The sequence below is a fragment of the Streptomyces sp. NPDC090445 genome, assembly GCF_044769385.1.
Taxonomy (GTDB): Bacteria; Actinomycetota; Actinomycetes; order Streptomycetales; family Streptomycetaceae; genus Streptomyces.
Window position 1 is genome coordinate 4,603 of record NZ_JBIVXV010000050.1, and the last position, 25,131, is coordinate 29,733.

A 25,131-nucleotide genomic window follows, 5' to 3' on the forward strand; every position below is an offset into this window, starting at 1 on the left:
TCATGAGATGCCGAACTCCTTGCCGATGAAGTCGAAGAGGTCGTCGTCGGTCGCGCTCTCCAGTGCCTCGGCGACATCGGCGCCGTCGGCGGCGGGGGCCCCGGCGGCCTGTGCCCCGGCCTCGCCCCAGGCGGCCAGCAGTGCCTGGAGCCGCTCGGTGATGCGGTCGCGGCCGGCGTCGTCGGGCGTGGACGTGACGAGCGTCTTCTCCAGCCGGTCCAGTTCGGCGAGCAGCGGGGGTACCGCCGCGGCGCCGTCCTGCCAGAGCTCGTCCCGCAGGAACTCTACGAGGGCCGTCGGGGTCGGGTAGTCGAAGACGAGGGTGGCGGGCAGGCGGACGCCGGTGGCGGCGCCGAGCCGGTTGCGCAGCTCGACGGCGGTCAGCGAGTCGAAGCCGACCTCGTTGAACGAACGCGCCGGGTCGACCGCTTCGGGGCCGGCGAAGCCGAGGACCCCTGCGACGTACGAGCAGACCAGCTCCAGCAGGGCCTCGTCGCGTGCGGCCGGAGCCAGGGCGGTGAGGCGCTCGCGCAGCTCGGCTCCGCCGTCCGAGCCGGGGACGGTGGTGCCTGCGGTCCGCCGTACGGGGGTACGGACCAGGCCGGACAGGAGCGGCGGGAGCATACCGCTGCCGGCTTGGGCGCGCAGCGCCGGCAGGTCCAGCTTGACCGGGACCAGCAGCGCCTGCCCGGTCGCGCCGGCGGTGTCGAACAGTGCGACACCCTCGGTGGCGCCGATGGCGTGGATGCCGCCGCGGCCGAGGCGCGAGACCTCGTCCGCGTCCAGGGTGGCCCCCATGCCGCCGCCGGTCTCGGCCCACAGGCCCCAGGCCAGCGAGGTGCCGGCGAGGCCGCTCGCCCGGCGGTGGGCGGCGAGGGCGTCGAGGAAGGTGTTGGCGGCGGCGTAGTTGGCCTGGCCCGCGCCACCGAACACACCGGCGGCAGAGGAGAACAGCACGAACGCCGTCAGGTCCAGGTCCCGGGTCAGCTCGTGCAGGTTCCACGCCGCGTCCACCTTCGGACGCAGCACCGCGGACAGCCGCTCGGCCGTCAGCGAGCCGATGACACCGTCATCCAGGACACCGGCCGTGTGCACGACCGCCGTCAGCGGGTGCTCCGACGGAATCCCGGCCAGTACGGCGGCCAGCGCATCACGGTCGGCCACGTCACAGGCCGCCCAGACGACCTCGGCACCCAGACCCGCCAGCTCCGCCGACAGGTCGGCCGCACCCGCGGCTGCCTCACCGCGACGGCTCACCAGCAGCAGGTGCCGTACGCCGTGCCCGGTGACCAGGTGGCGGGCGAAGAGCCCGCCGAGCGAGCCGCTCGCGCCCGTCACCAGGACCGTGCCGTCGGCGTCCCACTCCGTGGCGGAGCCGTCGGCCGCCGCGGTCCGTGCCAGCCTCGGCACCAGGACGGAACCGCCCCGCACCGCGGCCTCGGACTCTCCCGAGGCGAGTACGGCGGGCAGCGCGCGGTGGGACGCGTCGCTGCCGTCGGTGTCGGCCAGGACGATGCGGCCCGGGTTCTCCGACTGCGCCGACCGCAGCAGGCCCCACGCCGCGGCGTGCACCAGGTCCGACGGGCCCTCGCCCGGTACGGCAGCCACCGCGCCCTGCGTCAGGACCAGCAGGCGGGAGTCCGCGAACCGCTCGTCCGACAGCCATTCCCGGAGCAGCGCCAGCACCCGTCGGGTCTCGGCGTGCACCGCGCCCACGACGTCCTCCGGGTCGGTCACCGGGGCGAGCGGTATGCACACCACCGCCGGGTCCGCGAGGGTGGCGAGGGAGTCGTGGGCCTGGTAGCGGACCCCGACGGCGTCCAGGCCCGGGTGGCCGTCCCCGAGCAGGGCCCAGGGGCGCTGCTCGGCCGCGGACACCGGGGTGACGGGTGCGGCGGTCCACTCGACCCGGAACAGCGAGTCCTGGCGGCCGCCGCGGGCCGCGGCGCCGATCTGCTCGGGCGAGACCGCCCGCAGCGCCAGCGATTCCACCGAGGCGACCGGTGCGCCCGCCGGGTCGGCGAGCTCCAGGGCGACCGCGTCGCGGCCGGCCGGGGCCAGCCGGACCCGTACCGCGGCGGCGCCGGCGGCGTGCAGCCGGACTCCGTTCCAGGCGAAGGGCAGCCGCCCCTGGCCGGTGTTCTCGACGAGGGAGCCGAGGCCGGCCGCGTGGAGGGTGGCGTCGAGGAGGGCCGGGTGGAGGCCGAACCGGTCGGCCGTGCCGGCGGTGTCCTCGTCGAGGCTCACCTCGGCGTACACGGCGTCGCCGTGCAGCCAGGCGGAGCGCAGGCCCTGGAAGGCGGGGCCGTAGTCGAAGCCGGCTGCGGCGAGGCCCTCGTAGAGGCCGTCGAGGTCGACCGGTTCGGCTCCGGCCGGCGGCCAGGCCGTGAGGTCGGCCGCCGGGGTGGCGGGGTCGGCGGTGCCGGGGGCGAGGACGCCGGTGGCGTGCCGCGTCCACGGCTGGTCGGCGTCGCTGTCCTCGTCGCGGGAGTACAGGGTCAGGGCGCGCCGTCCGGAGTCGTCGGCGGCGGCGACGGAGAGCCGCAGCTGGACTCCGCCGCGCTCGGGCAGGACCAGCGGGGCCTCCAGGGCCAGCTCCTCCAGGACCGCGCAGCCGACCTGGTCGCCGGCGCGGACGGCGAGCTCGACGAAGGCCGTGCCGGGCAGGAGGACCGAGCCGAGGACGGCGTGGTCGGCGAGCCAGGGCTGGGTGGCCGTGGACAGCCGGCCGGTGAAGAGGAAGCCGTCGGAGTCGGGCAGTTCGACGGCGGCGCCGAGCAGCGGGTGGTCGGTCGTGCCGAGGCCGAAGCCTGCGGCGTCGCCCGGGGTGTGCTGCGCGCCGGCGGCGGAGTCGAGCCAGAACCAGTCGCGCTGGAAGGCGTAGGTGGGCAGTTCGGCCTGGCGGGCGCCGGTCGGCGCGAAGTACGCCTCCCAGTCCACGGCGGTGCCGCGGGTGTGGGCCCGGGCGAGGGCCGTGGACAGGGTCTCGGGCTCGGGGCGGCCGGCGCGGAGGGCGGGCGCGAAGCGGGCCGCGCCGTCCTCGGCCAGACAGTCCTGGGCCATCGCCGAGAGCACGCCGTCGGGGCCGAGTTCGAGGTACGTGGTCGCTCCGGCGGCTTCCAGGGTGCGGATGCCGTCGAGGAAGCGGACGGCCTCGCGAACGTGCCGGACCCAGAAATCGGCCGAGGCCATGTCGTCGCCGGCGAGGGCGCCGGTCAGGTTGGAGACGACCGGGATGCGCGGGGCGGTGTACGTGAGCTGCTCGGCGACCTTGCGGAAGTCGGCCAGCATGCCGTCCATGTGCGGCGAGTGGAAGGCGTGGCTGACGGTCAGCCGCTTGGTCTTCCGGCCCTGTGCCTGGAAGCCGGCCGCGATGGCGACGGCGGCGTCCTCGTCGCCGGCGACGACCACCGACTGCGGGCCGTTGACCGCGGCGATGCTCACCCGGTCGCCCTCGCCGATCAGCGGGGCGACCTCGTCCTCCGAGGCCTGTACGGCGATCATCACGCCGCCGGTCGGGAGTGCCTGCATCAGCCGGCCGCGGGCGGCGACGAGTTCACAGGCGTCGGCCAGCGGGAACACGCCCGCCCCGTGCGCGGCGGCGATCTCACCGATCGAGTGACCGGACAGGAAGTCCGGCCGCACACCCCACGACTCCAGCAATCGGAACAGCGCCACCTCGACGGCGAACAGTGCGGGCTGGGTGTACTCCGTGCGGTCGAGGAGAGCCGCGTCGTCGCCGAACAGCACGTCCTTCAGAGGGAGTTCGAGCCTCGGGTCGAGCTCGGCGCACACCGCGTCGAGGGCGGCCGCGAACACCGGGTGGGTGTCGTACAACTCCCGGCCCGCGCCGAGGCGCTGGCTGCCCTGGCCGGTGAACAGGAAGGCGAGCTTTCCGGCGCCGGCCGCGCCCACGGTGTCGCGCGTGACCCCGGCGGTGGCCGGGTCGCCGTCCGCCAGTGCGGTCAGGCCGCGCAGCAGCTCGTCCCGGTCGCCGGCGACGACCACCGCGCGGTGGTCGAAGGCGGCGCGGCGGGTGGCCAGCGAGTAGGCCGCGTCCGCGGTTCCGGCCTCGGGCGCGCCCTCCAGGTGGGCCCGGAGGCGGGCCGCCTGGCCGCGCAGCGCGTCCGCCGACCTGGCGGACAGCACGTACGGGAGCACGGGCGCCGGACGGTCGTCCGCCGCGGCCGGGGCGAGCTCCTCGGGGGCCTGCTCGATGATCGTGTGGGCGTTGGTGCCGCTGATGCCGAAGGACGACACACCGGCGCGGCGCGGGCGGCCGGTCTCCGGCCACGGCACGGACTCGGTCAGCAGGGCGACGGCACCGTCCTCCCAGTCGACGTGCGGGGTGGGCTCGTCCACGTGCAGGGTCTGCGGAAGCACCCCGTGCCGCATCGCCATGATCATCTTGATGATGCCGGCGACACCGGCGGCGGCCTGCGTGTGGCCCATGTTCGACTTGATCGACCCGAGCCACAGCGGCTCGTCGGCCGCGCGCTCCCGGCCGTAGGTGGCCAGCAGGGCCTGTGCCTCGATCGGGTCGCCGAGGGTGGTGCCCGTGCCGTGCGCCTCGACGACGTCGATCCGGTCGCTGCTCAGGCCGGCGGAGGCGAGGGCCTGCCGGATGACGCGCTGCTGGGACGGGCCGTTGGGGGCGGTCAGGCCGTTGCTCGCGCCGTCCTGGTTGATCGCGGAGCCGCGGACCACCGCCAGCACCGGGTGGCCGTTGCGGCGGGCGTCCGACAACCGCTCGACGAGCAGCATGCCCGCTCCCTCGGCCCAGCTGGTGCCGTCGGCGGCCGCCGCGAAGGACTTGATGCGGCCGTCGGCGGCCAGTCCGCGCTGGCGGCTGAACTCGGTGAAGGTGCCCGGGGTCGACATGACGGTGACACCGCCGGCCAGTGCCATGGTGCACTCGCCGTTGCGGAGCGCCTGGATCGCCCAGTGCAGGGCGACGAGGGAGGAGGAGCACGCCGTGTCGACGGTGACCGCCGGGCCCTCCAGCCCGAAGGCGTACGAGACGCGGCCCGAGGCGATGCTGCCGGAGTTGCCGGTGCCGAGGTAGCCCTCGACGCCGTCGGGCACGGAGGTGATCCGGGTGGCGTAGTCGTGGTACATGATGCCCGCGAAGACGCCGGTCCGGCTGCCGCGCATGCTCGCCGGGTCGATGCCGGCCCGCTCGAACGCCTCCCAGGAGGTCTCCAGCAGCAGGCGCTGCTGCGGGTCCATCGCCACGGCCTCGCGCGGGGAGATCCCGAAGAACGCCGGGTCGAAGCGGCCCGCGTCGTGCAGGAAGCCGCCGGAGCGGGTGTAGCTGGTGCCCTTGCCGTCCGGGTCCGGGTCGTACAGCGACTCCAGGTCCCAGCCGCGGCCCTGCGGGAACTCCGAGATGGCGTCGACGCCGCCCGCGACCAGCCGCCACAGGTCCTCGGGGGTTTCGACCCCGCCGGGGTAGCGGCAGCTCATGCCGACGATCGCGATCGGGTCCTCGTGCAGCGCGGCGCCCGGGGTGACGGACGGTGTCGGGGACGCGGAGCCGGCGTGCTCGTCCGCGGACAGGCCCAAAACCTCGGCGATCAGGTACGCGGCGAGGGCGCTCGGCGTCGGGTAGTCGAAGACGAGCGTGGCGGGCAGCCGTTCGCCGGTGGCGGCCCCGAGCCGGTTGCGCAGCTCGACGGAGGTCAGGGAGTCGAAGCCGAGCTCCTTGAACGCCCGGTCGGCCGGCACCTCGTCGGTGGAGGCGTGGCCGAGTACGGCGGCCACCTCCGCCCGGACCATGTCCAGGAGGGCCGTCTCCCGCTCGTCGGCGGGCAGCCCGGCCAGCCGCGTACGGAACGCGGAGCCGTCGCCCGTACCGCCCTGGCCGGCGGCGGCCCGGCGGGCCGGGACCCGGACCAGGCCGCGCAGCAGGTCGGGAACCATGCCGGTACGGGCCTGGGCGCGCAGGGCCGCCAGGTCGAGCGGGAGCGGGACGAGCAGCGGGTCGGCGGTGCGCCGGGCCGCATCGAAGAGGGCGGGGCCGGTCTCGGGGGTGAGGGTGCCGATGCCGCCGCGGTTGATGCGCTCGCGGTCGCCGTCGGCCAGCTCGCCGCCCATGCCGCCGACGCCGGTCCACAGGCCCCAGGCCAGCGAGGTGGCGGCGAGGCCGCTCGCCCGGCGGTGGGCGGCGAGGGCGTCGAGGAAGGTGTTGGCGGCGGCGTAGTTGGCCTGGCCCGCGCCGCCGAACACACCGGCGGCAGAGGAGAACAGGACGAACGCGGAGAGGTCCAGGTCCCGGGTCAGCTCGTGGAGGTTCCACGCCGCGTCGGCCTTCGGGCGGAGGACCGCGGACAGCCGCTCGGCCGTCAGGGAGCCGATGACGCCGTCGTCCAGGACACCGGCGGTGTGCACGACCGCCGTCAGCGGGTGCTCCGCCGGGATCCCGGCCAGTACGGCGGAAAGGGCGTCGCGGTCGGCCACGTCGCAGGCCGCCCAGGCGACCTCGGCGCCCAGGCCGGACAGTTCGGCCGTCAGCCCGGCCGCACCCTCCGCGGCCTCACCGCGACGGCTGACCAGCAGCAGGTGCCGTACGCCGTGCCCGGTGACCAGGTGCCGGGCGAACAGCCCGCCGAGCGACCCGCTCGCGCCCGTCACCAGCACGGTGCCGTCCGCGTCCCACGCGGCGGCCGGTTCGGCCGCCGCGGACGTGGCGCGGGCCAGCCGCGGGACCAGCAGCGCGCCGCCGCGTACGGCCACCTCGGACTCGCCCGAGGCCAGCGCCGCCGAGAGCGCCTCGGCCACGTCGGTGTCGGTCGCGTCGGCTTCGACGTCCACGAGCACCAGGCGGCCCGGGTTCTCGGACTGCGCCGACCGCACCAGACCCCGCACCGCCGCGTGCGCCAGGTCCGCCACGCCCTCGCCCGGTACGGCCTCGACCGCGCCGCGGGTCAGGAACACCAGGCGGGCGTCCGCGGACCGGTCGTCGGCCGACCGGTCCTGGAGCAGCCGGAGCACCCGTGCGGTCTCCGCGTGCGCCGCGGCGACCGGGTCCGGGCCGGCCGGCGTCGTGCAGGGCACGACCAGTGCGGCGGCCGCGGACTCGCCGGACTCGTCGGACTCCTGGGCCCCCTCGGCCCCCTCGGCCGCGTCCAGCATCCGCCAGTCCTCGAAGGACCCGTCGACGGCGGCTTCCGTCCACTCCACCCGGAACAGGGCGTCACGCGTGGCGTCCGGTGCCGTGGCGAGCTGCTCGCGGCTGACGGCGCGCAGGGCCAGTCCGGCCACCGAGGCGACGGGGGCGCCCGTGGCGTCGGCGATCGTCAGGGCCACCTCGCCGTTGCGGGCGGTGGTCAGGCGTACGCGGAGCTCGGCTGCTCCGACCGCGTGCAGGGACACACCGGACCAGGAGAACGGGAGTCGGCCCTCGCCGGATCCCGCGTCCGCGGCGCCCAGGCCGAGCGCATGCAGGGCCGCGTCGAGGAGCGCCGGGTGCAGGCCGAACCGTGCGGCCTCGGCCGCGGCGCCCTCGGGCAGGGCGACCTCGGCGTAGTACGCGTCCTGGTGGCGCCAGGCGGCCCGCAGGCCCTGGAAGACCGGCCCGTAGCCGAAGCCGGATTCCGCGAGGCCCTCGTACAGGCCGTCCACCGGGACGGACTCCGCTCCGGTCGGCGGCCACTCGGTGAGGGGCTGCGGGGCCCGGCCGGTGCCGGGCGCGAGCACACCGGCGGCGTGCCGTGTCCACGGGGTGTCCGGGTCCGCGCCCTCGGGCCGGGAGTGCAGGGTCAGGTTGCGCCGGCCGGCGGCGCGGTCGGCGGCGCCGAGGGAGAGCCGGAGCTGGACGCCGCCCTGCTCGGGCAGCACCAGCGGCGCCTCCAGGGTGAGTTCGTCGACGAGCTCGCAGCCGACGTGCGCACCGGCCTGGAGGGCGAGTTCGACGAAGGCCGTGCCGGGGAGCAGGGCGGCGCCCATGACCCGGTGGTCGCCGAGCCAGGGGTGGCCGGCCAGCGACAGGCGTCCGGTGAAGACGTGGCCGTCGGAGTCGGGCAGCTGGACCTCGGCGCCGAGCAGCGGGTGGTCGGCGGTGCCGAGACCGGCGGCGGTGACGTCGCCGTCCGCGCGGCCGGCGTCGAGCCAGTAGAGGGTGCGCTGGAAGGCGTACGTCGGCAGGTCGACGCGCCGGGCCCCGAGCGGGGCGTAGAAGGCCTGCCAGTCGACGGCGGTGCCGCGGACGTGGGCGGTGGCCAGGGCGGTGAGCAGGGTCTCGGACTCGGGGCGTCCGGCGCGCAGGGCGGCGGCGAACGCCGCGGAGCCGGTGTCGTCGGCAAGGCAGGCCTGGGCCAGGGCGGTGAGGACGCCGTCGGGGCCGAGTTCGAGATACGTGGTGACGCCGGCGGCTTCGAGGGCGCGGACGCCGTCGAGGAAGCGGACGGCCTCGCGGACGTGCCGGACCCAGAAGTCGGCGGAGCCCATCTCGTCCGAGACGAGGGCGCCGGTCAGGTTGGACACGACCGGGATGCGCGGGGCCGCGTACGTCAGCCCCTCGGCGACCTCGCGGAAGGCGTCGAGCATGCCGTCCATGTGCGGCGAGTGGAAGGCGTGGCTGACCGTGAGCCGCTTGGTCTTGCGGCCTTCCGCCTCGAAGTGCGCGGCCACGGCGGCCGCCGCGTCCTCGTCACCGGCGACCACGAGCGACTGCGGGCCGTTGACGGCGGCGATGCTCACCCGGTCGGTGAGCAGCGGCAGGACCTCGTCCTCCGCGGCCTGGACGGCGATCATCGAGCCACCGGCCGGGAGGGCCTGCATCAGGCGGCCGCGGGCGGCGACCAGCGTGCACGCGTCGTCCAGGGAGAGGACGCCCGCGACGTGCGCGGCGGCGATCTCGCCGATGGAGTGGCCGGCCAGGAAGTCCGGCTTCACGCCCCACGACTCGACGAGCCGGAACAGGGCCACCTCGACGGCGAACAGGGCCGGCTGGGTGTACGCCGTCTCGTTCAGGAGCTGCTCGTCGGACCCGAACAGGACGTCCTTCAGCGGGAGTTCGAGGTCGAGGCGGTCGCAGACCTCGTCCAGCGCCGCCGCGAACACCGGGAAGGCGTCGTACAGTTCGCGGCCCATGCCCGGGCGCTGGCTGCCCTGGCCGGTGAACAGGAACGCGAGCTTCCCGCCGGGCGCGGGCGTGCCCCGGACCAGTCCGGCCGCCGGGCGGCCCTCGGCGAGGGCGGCCAGGCCGCTGCGGAAGCCGTCGCGGTCCGCCGCGACCATGGTGGCGCGCTGCTCGAAGACGGCCCGGGTGGTGGCCAGCGTGTGGCCGATGTCGGCGGGCTCCGCCGCCGGGTCGGCGTCCAGGTGGGCGAGGAGCCGCTCGGCCTGGGCGCGCAGGGCCTCGGAGGTGCGGGCGGTCAGGTGCCACGGGAGGGCGGCCGGGGCCGCCGCCGGGGTGGCCGGGCCGGCCGGCGCCTCCGTGCCGTCCGGGAGTTCGACGATGGCGTGGGCGTTCGTACCGCTCATGCCGAAGGAGGAGACGCCCGCGCGGCGGGGGCGGCCGGTCTCCGGCCAGGCGCGCTGCTCGGTGAGCAGGGAGACGGCACCCGCGGACCAGTCGACGTGCGGGGAGGGCTCGTCCACGTGCAGGGTCTGCGGCAGCACACCGTGGCGCATCGCCTGGACCATCTTGATGATGCCGGCGACACCGGCGGCGGCCTGCGTGTGGCCGAAGTTGGACTTGATGGAGCCCAGCCAGAGCGGGTGGTCCGCGGGCCGGTCCTGCCCGTACGTGGCGAGGAGGGCCTGTGCCTCGATCGGGTCGCCGAGGCGGGTGCCCGTGCCGTGCGCCTCGACCGCGTCGACCTCGGCGGCGGTCAGCCGGGCGTTGGCGAGGGCCTGCCGGATCACGCGCTGCTGGGAGGGGCCGTTCGGGGCGGTGAGGCCGTTGGAGGCGCCGTCCTGGTTGACGGCCGTACCGCGGACGACCGCGAGCACGTGGTGGCCGTTGCGGCGGGCGTCGGACAGCCGCTCGACGAGGAGCATGCCGACGCCTTCGCCCCAGGCGGTGCCGTCGGCGGCGGCCGCGAAGGGCTTGCAGCGGCCGTCGGCGGCGAGGCCGCGCTGGCGGCTGAACTCGGTGAACACGTCGGGCGTGGTGATGATGGTGACGCCGCCCGCGAGGGCCAGCGAGCACTCGCCGGAGCGCAGGGCCTGCGCCGCGAGGTGCAGGGCGACCAGCGAGGACGAGCAGGCGGTGTCGACGGTGACGGCCGGGCCCTCGAAGCCGAAGGTGTAGGAGACGCGGCCGGAGGCGATGCTGCTGGAGCCGCCGGTGCCGAGGTAGCCCTCGACGCCTTCGGGGACGGTGTTCAGCCGGGACACGTAGTCGTTGTGCATCTGGCCGACGAACACGCCGACCTGCTGCCCGCGCAGCCCCGTCGGGTCGATCCCGGCCCGCTCGAAGGCCTCCCAGGAGGTTTCCAGCAGCAGGCGCTGCTGCGGGTCCATGGCGAGGGCCTCGCGCGGGTTGATCCCGAAGAAGGCGGGGTCGAAGTGGTGGGCGTCGTAGACGAAGCCGCCTTCGCGGGCGTACGAGGTCCCGGGGTTGTCCGGGTCGGGGTCGTACAGCGCGTCGGTGTCCCAGCCGCGGTCCTCCGGGAGGTGGGCGATGCCGTCGCGGCCTTCGGCGAGCAGCTGCCACAGGTCCTCGGGGCTGCGGACGCCGCCGGGGAAGCGGCAGCTCATGGCGACGATCGCAATGGGGTCGTCCGTGTCGACGGCGCCGGCGCCGGCCGGGTGCCGCGGGAGGGCGGCCGCGGCAGCGGCGGCCTCGGAGCCGAGGAGCTCGTCCTTGAGGAAGCCGGCGAGGGCCGTGGGCGTCGGGTAGTCGAAGACGAGCGTGGCGGGCAGGCGGACGCCGGCGGCGGCGCCGAGCCGGTTGCGGAACTCGACGGCGGTGAGCGAGTCGAAGCCGAGGTCCTTGAAGGCGCGGCCGGGCTCGACCGCGTCGGGGGTGGCGTGGCCGAGGACGGCGGCGACCTGGTCGCGGACGAGGTCCAGGAGCAGGGTGTCGCGCTCGTTCCCGGGGAGCCGGACGAGCTGCTCCACCAGCGGGGTTCCGGTGCCGGCGGCGGTGGCCTCGACGGCCCGGCGGGCCGTGGTCCGCACGAGGCCGCGCAGCAGGGCGGGGACCATGCTCGCGTCGGCCTGGCGCAGCGGGGCGAGGTCGAGCTGCATGGGGACGAGGTGGGCGTCGCCGGTGCGGTGCGCGGCGTCGAGGAGGGCGAGGCCCTCCTCGGAGGAGAGGCCGAGGACGCCGGAGCGCGTCATGCGGTCCTTGTCGGCGGTGTCCAGCTCGCCGGTCATGCCGCTGGCCTCGGCCCACAGGCCCCAGCCGAGGGAGGTGCCGGGCAGGCCGTGGGCCTGGCGGTGGCGGGCGAGGGCGTCGAGGAAGACGTTCGCGGCGGCGTAGTTGGCCTGGCCCGCGCCGCCGAAGGTGCCGGCTGCGGAGGAGAACAGGACGAAGTCGGCCAGGTCGAGCCGGCGGGTCAGCTCGTGCAGGTGCAGGGCGGCGTCCGCCTTGGGCCGCAGGACGCGGTCGACCCGTTCGGGGGTGAGGGCGGTGGTGACGCCGTCGTCGAGGACGCCGGCCGTGTGGATGACGGCGGTCAGCGGGTGTGCGGCCGGGATGCCGTCCAGCAGGGCGGCGAGCGCGTCGCGGTCGGCGGCGTCGCAGGCGGCAACGGTGACCTCGGCGCCCAGGGCGCGCAGCTCGGCGGCGAGTTCGGCGGCGCCGGCGGCGGCCTCGCCGCGGCGGCTGGTCAGGATCAGGCGGCGGGCGCCGCGGACGGTGACGGCGTGCCGGGCGACGAGGGCGCCCAGGGTGCCGGTGCCGCCGGTGACGAGGACGGTGCCCTCGGGGTTCCAGTCGGCGGGCACGGTGAGGACGATCTTGCCGGTGTGGCGGGCCTGGCTGAGGTAGCGGAAGGCTTCGGGGGCCTGGCGCAGGTCCCAGCAGGAGACCGGGATCGGGCGCAGGGCGCCGGACTCGAAGAGGCCGAGGAGGGCGGTCAGCATCTCCTGGATGCGGTCGAGGCCGGCCTCTGTGAGGTCGAAGGCCCGGTACGTGACGCCGGGATGGGCGGCGGCGACGTCCTGCGGGTCGCGGACGTCGGTCTTGCCCATCTCGACGAAGCGTCCGCCGCGCGGCAGCAGCCGCAGCGAGGCGTCGACGAACTCGCGGGCCAGGGAGTCCAGGACGACGTCGACGCCCTGGCCGCCGGTGGCGGTGCGGAAGGTGTCCTCGAAGTCGAGGGTGCGGGAGGAGGCGATCCGGTCGTCGGTCAGGCCGAGTCCGCGCAGGGTGTCCCACTTGGCGGGGCTGGCGGTGGCGTACACGTCGGCGCCCCAGTGGCGGGCGAGCTGGACGGCGGCCATGCCGACGCCGCCGGCCGCGGCGTGCACGAGGAGGGTCTCGCCCCGGCGGAGGCCGGCGAGGTCGTGGAGGGCGTAGTACGCCGTCATGAAGACGATCGGTACGGCCGCGGCCTCGGCGAAGGTCCAGCCCTCGGGCATCGGCGCGATCATGCGGCGGTCGACGACGGCGAGCGGGCCGAACGCGCCGGGCAGCATGCCCATGACGCGGTCGCCGGGGGCGAGGTCGGTGACGCCGGGTCCGGTCTCCAGGACGATGCCGGCGCCTTCGGAGCCCATCAGGCCGGGGTCGCCGGGGTACATGCCGAGGGCGTTGAGGACGTCGCGGAAGTTGAGGCCGGCGGCGCGTACGGCGACGCGGACCTGGCCGGGCTCCAGCGGGGCCTCGGACTCCGGGCTGGGGAGGAGGGTGAGGTGGTCGAGGGTGCCCTTGTCCTCGATGTCCATGCGCCAGGCGGTGCCGTCGGCGGGCGGGGTCAGCGGGGTGCCGGCCGGGACCCGGGCGAGGCGGGGTGCGTGGACGGTGCCGCGGCGGACCGCGAACTGCGGCTCGCCGGTGGCGAGGGCGGAGGCGAGCAGGCCGGGCAGGGTCTCGTCGGTGTCGGCGCCGGTTCCGGTGCCGGTTCCGGTGCCGGTTCCGGTGCCGGTTCCGGTGCCGGTTCCGGTGCCGGTTCCGGTGCCGTCGAGGTCGGCGAGGACGAAGCGGTCGGGGTTCTCCGCCTGCGCGGTCCGGACCAGGCCCCAGACGGGGGCGTGGACGGGGTCGGCGAGGTCCCGGTCGCCGTGGGTGGCGACGGCGCCGCGGGTGACGAACACCAGGCGGGACTCGGCGAACCGGTCGTCGGCGAGCCAGCCCTGGACCAGGGCGAGGGCCCGGTGGGTGGCGGCGCGGACGGCGTCCGGGCTGAGCGCGCCTTCCCCGGCGGCGGCCGGGGAGGGGGCCAGGACGTACGCGGGGGCCGGGGCGCCCGCGTCGACGGCGGCGGCCAAGGCCGCCAGGTCGGTGTGGGTGCGGCCGGGCAGACCGGTGCCGTCGCCGAGGACGGCCCAGTCGTCGCCGGGCCGGTCGTCCGGGGTGCCGGCCGGCAGCGGCAGGGTGGCCCAGTCGATGCGGAACAGGGACTCGTGGTACGCGGTGCGGGCGGCGCCGGCCAGCCCGTCGGCGGAGACGGGCCGCACCATCAGGCGCTCGACGGCGGCGACGGGCGCGCCGGTGGCGTCGGCGACCTGGAGGGAGAGGATGTCCTCGCCGCCCGGGGTGAGGCGGACGCGCAGCGCGGCGGCGCCGACGGCGTGCAGGGCCACGCCCCGCCAGGAGAACGGCAGTCCGGCCCCGCGGTCGCCGTCGGGGGACGGCCGGACGAAGGTGGCGTGCAGGGCGGCGTCGAGGAGGGCCGGGTGCAGGCCGAACCGGGCGGCGTCGGCCTGCCGGTCGTCGGGCAGGGCCACCTCGGCGTACACGTCGTCGCCGAGGGTCCAGGCGGCCCGCAGGCCCTGGAAGACCGGCCCGTAGGCGAAGCCGCCCTGGCCGAGGTGCTCGTACAGGCCGTCGACGGTGACGGCCTCGGCGCCGGGCGGCGGCCAGGCGGTGAGGTCGAACGCGGGGCGCGGGGCGCCGGTGGCGAGGACGCCGGTGGCGTGGCGGGTCCACGGCTCGTCGTCGGCGGCGTCCGGGTCGCCGGAGTACAGGTCCAGGGTGCGGCGGCCGTCCCGGTCGGGGGCGCCGACCACGATCTGGAGGCGGACGGCTGCGTGCGGGGCGAGGACCAGCGGGGCTTCGAGGGTGAGCTCCTCCAGCACGTCGCAGCCGGCCTGGTCGCCGGCCCGGATGGCGAGCTCGACGAAGGCGGTGCCGGGCAGCAGGACGGTGCCCATGACGGCGTGGTCGGCCAGCCACGGGTGGGTGTCGAGGGAGAGGCGGCCGGTGAACAGGAAGCCCTCGCCGTCGGCGAGCGGCACGGCGGCGCCGAGCAGCGGGTGGTGGGCGGCGCCCAGACCGGCCGACTCGACGTCCCCGACGAAGCCGGCGGGGGCTTCGAGCCAGAACCGGCGGCGCTGGAAGGCGTACGTGGGCAGGTCGGTGCGGCGGGCGCCGGTCGCGGCGAAGTACGCGGTCCAGTCGACCGGGACGGTACGGGTGTGGACGGCGGCGATCGCGGCGGCCAGCGCCTCGGCCTCGCCGCGGTCGCGGCGCAGGGCCGGGACGAACACGGCATCGGTGGTGCTGCCGGTGTCGGTCAGGCAGTCGCGGCCCAGGCCCGACAGCACGCCCTGCGGGCCGAGTTCGAGGTAGGCGGTGACGCGCTCGGCGTCCAGGGTGCGGATGCCGTCGAGGAAGCGGACGGCCTCGCGTACGTGGGCGACCCAGTGCTCGGGGGTGCGCAGTTCCTCACCCGCGACCTCGCCGGTGAGGTGGGTGACGACGGGGATGACGGGCGCGTGGTAGGTGAGGGAGGCGGCGACCTCGCGGAAGGCGTCGAGCATGCCGTCCATCAGCGGGGAGTGGAAGGCGTGGCTGACGGTGAGCCGCCTGGTCTGCCGGCCGCGCGCCTCGAACTCGGCGGCGATCTCCAGCGCGAGGTCCTCGTCGCCGGAGACGACCACGGCGGAGGCGGAGTTGACGGCGGCGATGCCGATCCGGTCCTCCCGGCCGGCGAGCAGCGGCCGGACCTCGTCCTCGGTGGCGGCGAGCGCGATCATCGCGCCGCCTTCGGGCAGCTGCTCCATGAGCCGGCCGCGGGCGGCGACCAGGGCGGCCGCGTCGGGCAGGGTGAGGACGCCGGCGACGTGGGCGGCGGTGATCTCGCCGATGGAGTGGCCGGCGACGAAGTCGGGGCGCACGCCCCAGGATTCGACGAGCCGGTAGAGCGCGGTCTCCAGGGCGAACAGGGCGGGCTGGGTGTACCCGGTCCGGTTGAGGAGTGCACCGTCCTCGGCGAACAGGACGTCCTTGATGGGCTGTTCGAGGTGCGGGTCCAGGGCCGCGCAGACCTCGTCCAGGGCGGCGGCGAACACCGGGTGGGCGGCGTACAGTTCACGGCCCGTGCCGGGGCGCTGGCTGCCCTGCCCGGTGAAGAGGACGGCGAGCCGGCCGTCGCCGGCGTCGTGCCGGACGAGCCGGGCGTGGTCGCGGCCCTCGGCGAGCGCGGCGAGCCCGGTGAGGAGTTCCTCGCGGTCGGCGGCGACGACGGCGGCCCGGCGGTCCAGGGCGGTACGGGTGGTGGCCAGCGAGTACGCCACGTCGGCGGGCGCCGCATCCGGCCGGCCGGCGAGGTGGGCGGCGAGGCGGGCGGCCTGGGCGCTCAGCGCGTCGGGGGTCCGGCCGGACAGGACGAACGGCAGCGGGGTGCCGGCGGGGGCGAAGGACTCGGGAGTGCCGGTCGCGGGGGCGTCGGCTTCGGGGGTCCCGGCTTCGGTGTCCCCGTCGGCGGGCGGCTGCTCGATGATGACGTGCGCGTTGGTGCCGCTGACGCCGAAGGAGGAGATGCCCGCGCGGCGCGGGCGGCCCGTCTCGGGCCACTGCGTCTGCTCGGTGAGGAGGGAGACCGCGCCGGCGGTCCAGTCGATGTGCGGGGACGGCTCGCCGATGTGCAGGGACGCCGGCAGGACGCCGTGGCGCATGGCGAGGACCATCTTGATGATGCCGGCGGCGCCGGCGGCGGCCTGGGTGTGGCCGATGTTGGACTTGATGGAACCGAGCCGCAGCGGCTGGTCCGTGGGCCGGTCCTGGCCGTAGGTTGCGAGCAGGGCCTGGGCCTCGATGGGGTCGCCGAGGGTCGTGCCGGTGCCGTGGGCCTCGACGGCGTCGACGTCGGCGGCGGTCAGGCCGGCGTGGGCGAGGGCCTCGCGGATGACGCGCTGCTGGGACGGGCCGTTGGGGGCGGTCAGCCCGTTGCTGGCGCCGTCCTGGTTGACGGCCGTGCCGCGGACCACGGCCAGCACCGGGTGGCCGTTGCGGCGGGCGTCGGAGAGCCGCTCGACGAGGATCATGCCGGCGCCCTCGGCCCAGCCGGTGCCGTCGGCGTCGGCGGAGAAGGACTTGCAGCGGCCGTCGGTGGACAGGCCGCGCTGGCGGCTGAAGTCGATGAAGGTGTCCGGGGTGGACATGACGGTGACACCGCCGGCGAGCGCCATGTCGCACTCGCCGCTGCGCAGGGCCTGCGCGGCCAGGTGCAGGGCGACGAGGGAGGAGGAGCAGGCGGTGTCGATGGTGACGGCGGGGCCTTCGAGGCCGAAGGTGTAGGAGATGCGGCCGGAGGCGACGCTGCCGGCGGTGCCGGTGCCGAGGTAGCCCTCCAGGCCCTCGGGGACGGCCGGGAGCCGGGTCAGGTAGTCGTGGTACATGACGCCGGCGAACACGCCGGTGCGGCTGCCGCGCATCGCGGCCGGGGCGATGCCGGCGCGTTCGAAGGCCTCCCAGGAGGTCTCCAGCAGGAGCCGCTGGTGCGGGTCCATGGCGAGGGCCTCGCGCGGGTTGATGCCGAAGACGTCGGGGTCGAAGTCGGCGGCGTCGTGCAGGAATCCGCCCTCGCGGGTGTACGAGGTCCCGGCGCGGCCGGGGTCGGAGTCGTACAGCGCGTCGAGGTTCCAGCCGCGGTCGGTGGGGAACGGGGAGATCGCGTCGGCGGAGCCGGCGACGAGCTGCCACAGCTCCTCGGGCGTGCTGACGCCGCCGGGGTAGCGGCAGGCCATGGCGACGATGGCGATGGGCTCGTCGGCGACGGCCGGGACGTGCGCGGTGGTGCCGGTACCGCCGGCGGGGGCGGCCTGGTCGCCGAGGAGTTCGGTGCGCAGGAACGCGGCGAGCGCGTTCGGGGTGGGGTAGTCGAAGACGAGGGTGGCGGGCAGCCGGACGCCGGTGGCGGAGCCGAGGCGGTTGCGCAGTTCGACGGCGGTGAGCGAGTCGAAGCCGAGTTCCTTGAAGGCGCGGCCGGGGTCGACGGCGTCGGGGCCGGGGAAGCCGAGGACGGCGGCGACCTGGACGCGGACGGTGGCCAGCAGCAGCCGGTCGCGTTCGGCGGCGGTGAGCGGCAGCAGCCGCTCGGTGAGGCCGTCGGCCGGGGCGGCGTCCCGGTCTGCGGCGGTACGGCGGGCGGCGGGCCGGACCAGGCCGCGCAGCAGCGGCGGGACCATGCTCGCGTCGGCCTGGCGCAGGGCGGCCAGGTCGAGGTGCATGGGGACGGCGGTGGGGTCGCCGGTCTCGCGGGCGGTGTCCATGAGGGCGAGGCCCTCGGCGGAGGACAGGGCGGCGACGCCGGCGCGGGAGATCCGCTCCAGGTCGGTGTCGGCGAGGTCGCCGGTCATGCCGCTGCGTTCGGCCCACAGGCCCCAGGCGAGCGCGGTGGCGGGCAGGCCTTCGGCGCGGCGGCGGTGGGCGAGGGCGTCGAGGAAGGTGTTGGCGGCGGCGTAGTTGGCCTGGCCGGCCGCGCCGAGGGTGCCGGCGGCGGCGGAGAACAGCACGAACGCGGCGAGGTCGAGGCCGCGGGTCAGCTCGTGCAGGTGCACGGCCGCGTCGACCTTGGCGGGCAGGACGTGGTCGATCCGCTCGGGGGTGAGCGCTTCGAGGATGCCGTCGTCGAGGACACCGGCGGTGTGGACGACGGCGGTCAGCGGGTGCTCGGCCGGTACGGCGGCCAGCAGCGCGGCGAGTGCCGCGCGGTCGGCGGCGTCGCAGGCGGCGAGGGTGACCTCGGCGCCCAGCGCGCGCAGCTCCGCGAGGAGTTCGGGGGCGCCGGCGGCGGCCTCGCCGCGGCGGCTGGTCAGCAGCAGGCGGCGGACGCCGTGCGCGGTGACCAGGTGGCGGGCGACGAGCCCGCCGAGGGTGCCGGTGGCGCCGGTGACCAGGGCGGTGCCGCCGGTGTCGAGCGGGCGGGCCTCCTGCCCCTCGGCCGCGGGGACGGCGGGGACGCGGGCGAGCCGGGGCGCGACGGCGCGGCCCTCGCGGAGGGCGAGCTGCGCCTCCCCGGTGGCGAGTGCGGCGGGCAGGGCGCGCAGGGACTCGTCGCGGTCGTCCAGGTCGAGCAGGACGAACCGGTCGGGGTGCTCGGACTGGGCCGCGCGCAGCAGGCCCCACAGCGGGGCGTGCGCCAGGTCGGGCACGTCGGAGCCAGCGGTGGTGGCGACGGCGCCGTGGGTGGTGAACACCAGGCGGGAGCCGGCGAAGCGGTCGTCGGCGAGCCAGGCCTGGGCCAGTTCGAGGGCGTGGTGCAGGGCGTCGGCGACGGCGGCGGGCAGCGCGGCGTCGACCGGGGTCGCCGAGGCGCCGCCGCCGGCGGCGGACACGGAGGCGGCGGACACGGGGACGACGACGGCCTGCGGGACCGCGGCCCCGGCCTCGACGGCCGCGCCGAGGGCCGCGAGGTCCGCGTATGTGGCGGCCGTCGGCAGCACGCCGGTGAGGCGGGAGTCGGCGGCGGTCTCGCCGAGCAGCGCCCACTGGCCGGGGGCGACGGTGGTGGCGGCCGGCAGGGGCAGCGGGGTCCAGTCGACGCGGAACAGCGCGTCGTGGAAGGCGGTGCGGGCGGCCCGGACCTGGTCGGGGCTGACGGGGCGGAGCAGCAGGGCGTCGACGGAGGCGACGGGGGCGCCGGTCTCGTCGGCGAGGTCGACGGAGACGGTGTCCCGGCCGGCGGGGGCCAGGCGGACGCGGACGGCGCGGGCGCCGACGGCGTGGAGGGAGACGCCGCTCCAGGAGAACGGCAGCCGGCCGTGCTCGGTGTCCTCCAGCAGGGAGCCCATGCCGACGGCGTGCAGGGCGGCGTCGAGCAGGGCCGGGTGCAGGCCGAACAGGGCGGCCTCGGCGTGGGCCTGCTCGGGCAGGCGGACCTCGGCGAAGACCTCGTCGCCGCGCTGCCAGGCCCCGGTCAGGCCCTGGAAGACGGGCCCGTAGGCGAAGCCGGTGCCGGTGAGGTACGCGTAGAGGCCGTCGACGGGGAGGGCGGTGGCGCCCTGCGGCGGCCAGCTGGCCAGGTCGGTGCCGGTCCCCCGGCCGTCCCGGGCGGCGGCCGGGGCGAGGAGGCCGGTGGCGTGCCGGGTCCAGGCGCCTTCGCCCCAGGTGTCGTCGGCGGCGTCCTCGGGCCGGGAGTGCAGGGTGAGCGGGCGCCGTCCGTCGGCGTCGGGCGCGCCGACGGCGAGCTGGATCTGGATGCCGCCGTGCGGGGGCAGGACCAGGGGGGCCTGGAGGGTGAGCTCGTCGAGGAGTTCGCAGCCGGTGTGCTCGCCGGCCTGGAGGGCGAGTTCGACGAAGGCGGTGCCGGGCAGCAGCACGGTGTCCATGACCGTGTGGTCGGCGAGCCAGGGGTGGGTGGCCAGGGAGAGGCGGCCGGTGAACAGGTAGCCGTCGCCGTCGGCGAGGGCGATGGCGGCGCCGAGCAGCGGGTGGTCGGCGGAGCCGATGCCGGCGGCGGTGACGTCGCCGGTCCAGGCGGTGGGCTGCTCGGGCCAGTACAGGCGGCGCTGGAACGCGTACGTGGGCAGGTCGACGCGGGTGGCGGCGCGGCCGGCGAAGACGGCGGACCAGTCCACGGCGGCGCCGTGGGCGTGGGCCCTGGCGACGGCGGCGGCGAACGCGGCCGGCCCGGGGCGGTCGGCGCGCAGGGCGGGCACGAACACGGCGTCGCCGTTGCCGTTGCCGTCGCCGTGGTCGGCGAGGCAGTCCTGGGCGAGGGCGGTGAGGACGCCGCCGGGGCCGACCTCGACGAAGGTGGTGACGCCGAGCGCGCCCAGGGCGCGTACGCCGTCGTGGAAGCGGACGGCTTCGCGGACGTGCCGCACCCAGTAGTCGGCGGTGCAGATCTCCTCGGCGGTCACGGAGGCGCCGGTGAGGTTGGAGACGATCGGGATGACGGGCGGCGCGTAGGAGACGGCTTCGGCGGCCTCGCGGAACGCGTCGAGCATGCCGTCCATGAGCGGCGAGTGGAAGGCGTGGCTGACGGTGAGCCGCTTGGTGCGGCGGCCGCGGGCGCGCAGGGCCTCGGCGACCGCGGCGGCCGCGTCCTCGTCGCCGGAGACGACGACGGAGCGGGGGCCGTTGACGGCGGCGATGGACACCCGGTCGGTGAGGAGCGGGGTGACCTCGTCCTCGGTCGCCTCGACGGCGATCATCGCGCCGCCGGCGGGGAGGGCCTGCATCAGCCGGCCGCGGGCGGCGACCAGGGCGGCGGCGTCGGGGAGGGTGAGGACTCCGGAGACGTGGGCGGCGGCGAGTTCGCCGATGGAGTGCCCGATGAGGAAGTCGGGGGTGAGACCCCACTGTTCGAGCTGCCGGTGGAGGGCGACCTCGACGGCGAACAGGGCGGCCTGGGTGTGGGCGGTCTCGTCCAGCAGTGCCGCCTCGGGGGTGCCCTCCGCAGCGAACAGCACGTCGTACAGGGGGCGTTCGAGGTGCCGGTCGAGTTCGTCGCGTACGGCGTCCAGGGCGCGGGCGAAGCCCGGGTGGGCGGCGTACAGGTCGCGGGCCATGCCGGGGCGCTGGCTGCCCTGGCCGGTGAACAGGAAGGCGGTGTTGCCCTCGCCGACGGCGCCGACGACGGCGGTGGCGGGCTGCTCGCCGGCGGCGAGCGCGTCGAGGTCGGCGAGGAGCTGCTCACGGCCGTCGGAGAAGAGGACGGCGCGGCGGTCCAGCGCGGCGCGGCCGGTGGCGAGGGAGAAGCCGAGGTCGGCCAGGGCCGCCGGGTCGGCGGCGAGTGCGGGGTGGGCGCGCAGGTGGTCGGCGAGGCGGCCGGCCTGGGCGCGCAGGCCCTCGTCGCCGTGTCCGGAGACCGGCAGCGGGACGGGCCCGGTGGCGCCCTCCACCGCGGCGGCGGCATCCGCAGTGGTGTCCGCGGTGCCGGTGTCCCCCGCTGCGGCGGGTGTGTCGGCGGGCGGGGCCTGCTCGATGACGGTGTGGGCGTTGGTGCCGCTGACGCCGAAGGAGGAGATGCCGGCGCGGCGCGGCTGCCCGGTCTCGGGCCAGGGCACGGCCCGGGCGAGGAGTTCGACGGCGCCGGTGGTCCAGTCGACGGCCGCGGACGGCCGGTCGATGTGGAGGGACTCGGGCAGGACGCCGTGCTGCATGGCGAGGACCATCTTGATGATGCCCGCGACACCGGCGGCGGCCTGGGTGTGCCCGATGTTGGACTTGATCGAGCCGAGCCACAGCGGCCGGCCCTCGGCGCGGTTCTGGCCGTAGGTGGCGAGGATGGCCTGGGCCTCGATGGGGTCGCCCAGGGTCGTACCGGTGCCGTGGGCCTCGACGGCGTCGACCTGCGCCGGGGTGAGTCCGGCGTTGGTGAGGGCCTGCCGGATGACGCGCTGCTGGGAGGGCCCGTTGGGGGCGGTGAGGCCGTTGGAGGCGCCGTCCTGGTTGATGGCGCTGCCGCGGACCACGGCGAGCACCGGGTGCCCGTGGCGGCGGGCGTCGGAGAGCTTCTCCACGAGGAGCATGCCGACGCCCTCGCCCCAGCCGGTGCCGTCGGCGCCCTCGGCGAACGGCTTGCACCGGCCGTCGGGGGCGAGTCCGCGCTGCCGGCTGAACTGCACGAAGGCGCGCGGGCTGGACATGACGGTGACACCGCCGGCGAGGGCCAGGGAGCACTCGCCGCCCCGCAGGGCCTGCACGGCGAGGTGCAGGGCGACGAGCGAGGACGAGCAGGCGGTGTCGACGGTGACGGCCGGCCCCTCCAGCCCGAAGGTGTAGGAGAGGCGGCCGGAGACGACGCTCGCCGCGTTCCCGGTGAGGAGGTACTGCTCGACGCCCTGCGGGACGCCGTCGCGCAGCAGGTCGGGGTAGTCCTGGCCGTTGGTGCCGATGAACACGCCGGCCTTGCTGCCCCGCAGGGTGCCCGGGTCGATGCCGGCGCGTTCGAAGGCCTCCCAGGAGGTTTCGAGCAGCAGGCGCTGCTGCGGGTCCATGCCGAGGGTCTCGCGGGGGCTGATCCCGAAGAAGGCGGCGTCGAACTCGCCGACCCGGTCGAGGAATCCGCCCTCGCGGGTGTACGAGGTGCCGCTCCGCCCGGGGTCGGCGTCGTACAGGGACTCGATGTCCCAGCCGCGGTCGGTGGGGAAGTCGGTGATGGCGTCCCGACCGCCCGCGACCAGGTCCCACAGGTCCTCCGGCGACTCGATGCCGCCGGGGAACCTGCAGGACATGCCGACGATCGCGATGGGTTCGGGCTCCTGCGCCTCGACCTCGCGAAGGCGCTGCCGCGTCTGGTGCAGATCGGCCGTCACCCGCTTCAAGTAGCCGAGGATCTTGTCCTGATCCGACGCCTGACCCGCCATTGGAACCTCACCCATGTTCGTCACAAACCCTTGTGCTGCTACTGCCTGCTGTCCGCTGCGCTAGATCCCGAGCTCGTTCTCGATGAAGTCGAAGAGCTCGTCGGGCGTGGCCTCCTGGAGCTTGTCGGCCACGGCCCCGTCCCTCGAATGGGCCTGCGGTTCACCCCATTTCGCCAGGAGGGCCTGCAGGCGCGAGGCGATGTCGGCGCGCGTCCCGTCGTCGGGATCGAGGACGGACAGCGCGGATTCGAGCTTCTCCAGCTCCGCGATGCCGGGGGCGGCCGCGGTGCTGCCGTCCTGGACGATCTCGGCGCGCAGGAACTCGGCCAGGACGGCCGGCGTCGGATGGTCGAAGACCAGCGTCGCCGGAAGCTTCAGCCCGGTGGCGGCGTTCAGCCGGTTGCGGAGCTCCAGCGCGATCAGGGAGTCGAAGCCGAGCTCCTTGAACGCGCGGCCCGCGCCCACCTCGTCGGTGGTGGGGTGCCCGAGCGCGGTCGCCGCGTGGGAGCGGACGAGCTCCAGGACGGCCAGGGCCTGTTCGGCCTGCGGCATCACCGACAGCCTCTGCCGCAGCGCCTCGCCCGGGGCGCCCTTCGCGTCGGCGCCGTGCCCGGCACCGTCGGCGGGGGCGGCCTGCGCGAGCCGCCGTACCTCGGGCAGGTCGCCGAGGAACGGGCTGGGCCGTACGGCCGTGTAGCCGGGGGTGAAGAGCTCCCACCGGATGTCGGCGACGGCAACGGCCGGCTCGGCGTGGTCGAGGGCCTGCTGGAGGGCGCTGATCGCCGCGGCCGGGGCCATGGCGGGGACGCCGCCGCGGTCGAGGCGCTCGCCGATGGCGCCGCCCGCGGCGAGGCCGCTCTCGCCCCAGCGGCCCCAGGCCACGGAGGTGGCGGGCAGGCCGTCGGCGTGCCGCTGCTCGGCGAGGGCGTCGAGGTAGGAGTTGGCGGCGGCATAGTTGGCCTGGCCGGCGTCGCCGAGGGTGCCGGCGACTCCGGAGAACAGGACGAACGCCGACAGGCCGAGGTCGCGGGTCAGCTCGTGCAGGGTGTGCGCCGCGTCCGCCTTGGGGGCGAGTACGGTCGCGAACCGCTCCGGGGTGAGCCCGTCGATGACTCCGTCGTCCAGGATTCCGGCCGTGTGGAACACGGCGGTGAGCGGCCGGTCGGCGGGGACGGCGGCGAGGAGCGCGGCGACGGCGTCCCGGTCGGCCATGTCGCAGGCGGTGACCGTCACCTCGGTGCCGAGCGCGCTGAGTTCCTCGCGCAGAGCGTCCGCGCCGGGGGCGTCGGGGCCGCGGCGGCTGGTGAGGATCACGTGCTGGGCGCCGTTCGCGGCGAGCCAGCGGGCCACGTGCGCGCCGAGCGCGCCCGTGCCGCCGGTCACGAGGGCCGTCCCGCACGGCTTCCAGGCGGGGGCGGCCGGTACGTCGGCGAGGGGGGCGTGGGCGAGCCGCCTGCCGTGGAGCCCGGAGGGCCGGACGGCGACCTGGTCCTCGGTGCCGTCGCCGGCCAGGACCCCGACGAGCCGTTCGAGGGTGCGGTCGTCGGCCTGCGCGGGCAGGTCGAGCAGGCCGCCCCAGCGGTCGGGGTGCTCCAGCGCGACGGTCCGGCCGAAGCCCCACAGGAGGGCCTGCGCCGGATCGTGGATGCGCTCGGAGCGGGCCACGGCGACGGCGCCGCGGGTGATGCACCACAGCGGGGCGGCCACGTCGGCGTCGCCGAGGGCCTGTACGAGCGCGGCGGTGCCGAGCAGCCCGGCGTGGGCGCGCAGCACGCCACCCGTCTCGGTGCCGTCGCCGAGGGCGAGGAGGGAGAGGACCCCGGTGGGGGTGGTCGCCGGGTCGGCGGCGGCCTCGATGGCGGCGGTCAGCGTCTCCCGGTCGGCCGCGTCGGCCGCCACGGTGACGGTACGGACCTCGGCGCCGCGGTCGGCGAGGGTGCGCAGGACGGCGGCGGCCGTGTCCCCGGCCGGACCGGACAGCGCCTCGGGCACGACGACCAGCCAGGTCCCGGACAGCCGGGTGGCGGTGGTGTCGGCGAGGGCCTTCCAGGTGACGCGGTAGCGCCAGCCGTCGACCGTGGCCTGCTCCCTGCTCTGGCGCCGCCACGAGGACAGTGCGGGCAGCAGGGCGGTCAGGGGCTGGTCGCCGTCGACGTGGAGCTCGGCGGTGAGCGCGGCGAGGTCCTCGCGTTCGACGGCGTCCCAGAACCGGGCGTCGATCGTGCTCTCCGCCTGCGGCGCGGCCGGCTCGGCGGGGGCCGCCTCCGGCCAGTACCGCCGGGACTGGAAGGCGTAGGTCGGCAGCTCCGCCCGCCGGGCGCCCATGCCCGCGAACACCGCGTTCCAGTCGACCGCCACGCCGCGGACCCAGGCCTCGGCGAGCGAGAGCCAGAACCGTTCCAGGCCGCCTTCGTTGCGGCGCAGGGAGCCGAGGACGGCGGCCTCACGACCCGCGTCCTCCACCGTCTCCTGGAT

General features: G+C 76.3%; 2 protein-coding genes. Both read right to left on the bottom strand.

All coding sequences use genetic code 11. From position 1 onward, the window contains the following. A complete protein-coding gene (locus ACIQUT_RS39240; RefSeq protein ID WP_403570414.1) occupies positions 1-22,671 on the bottom strand; it encodes an SDR family NAD(P)-dependent oxidoreductase in 22,671 nt (7,556 codons plus the stop codon). A gap of 45 nt (positions 22,672-22,716) precedes the next feature. After that, a partial coding sequence (locus tag ACIQUT_RS39245; RefSeq protein ID WP_403570415.1) for an SDR family NAD(P)-dependent oxidoreductase occupies positions 22,717-25,131 on the bottom strand: 2,415 nt, incomplete at its 5' end.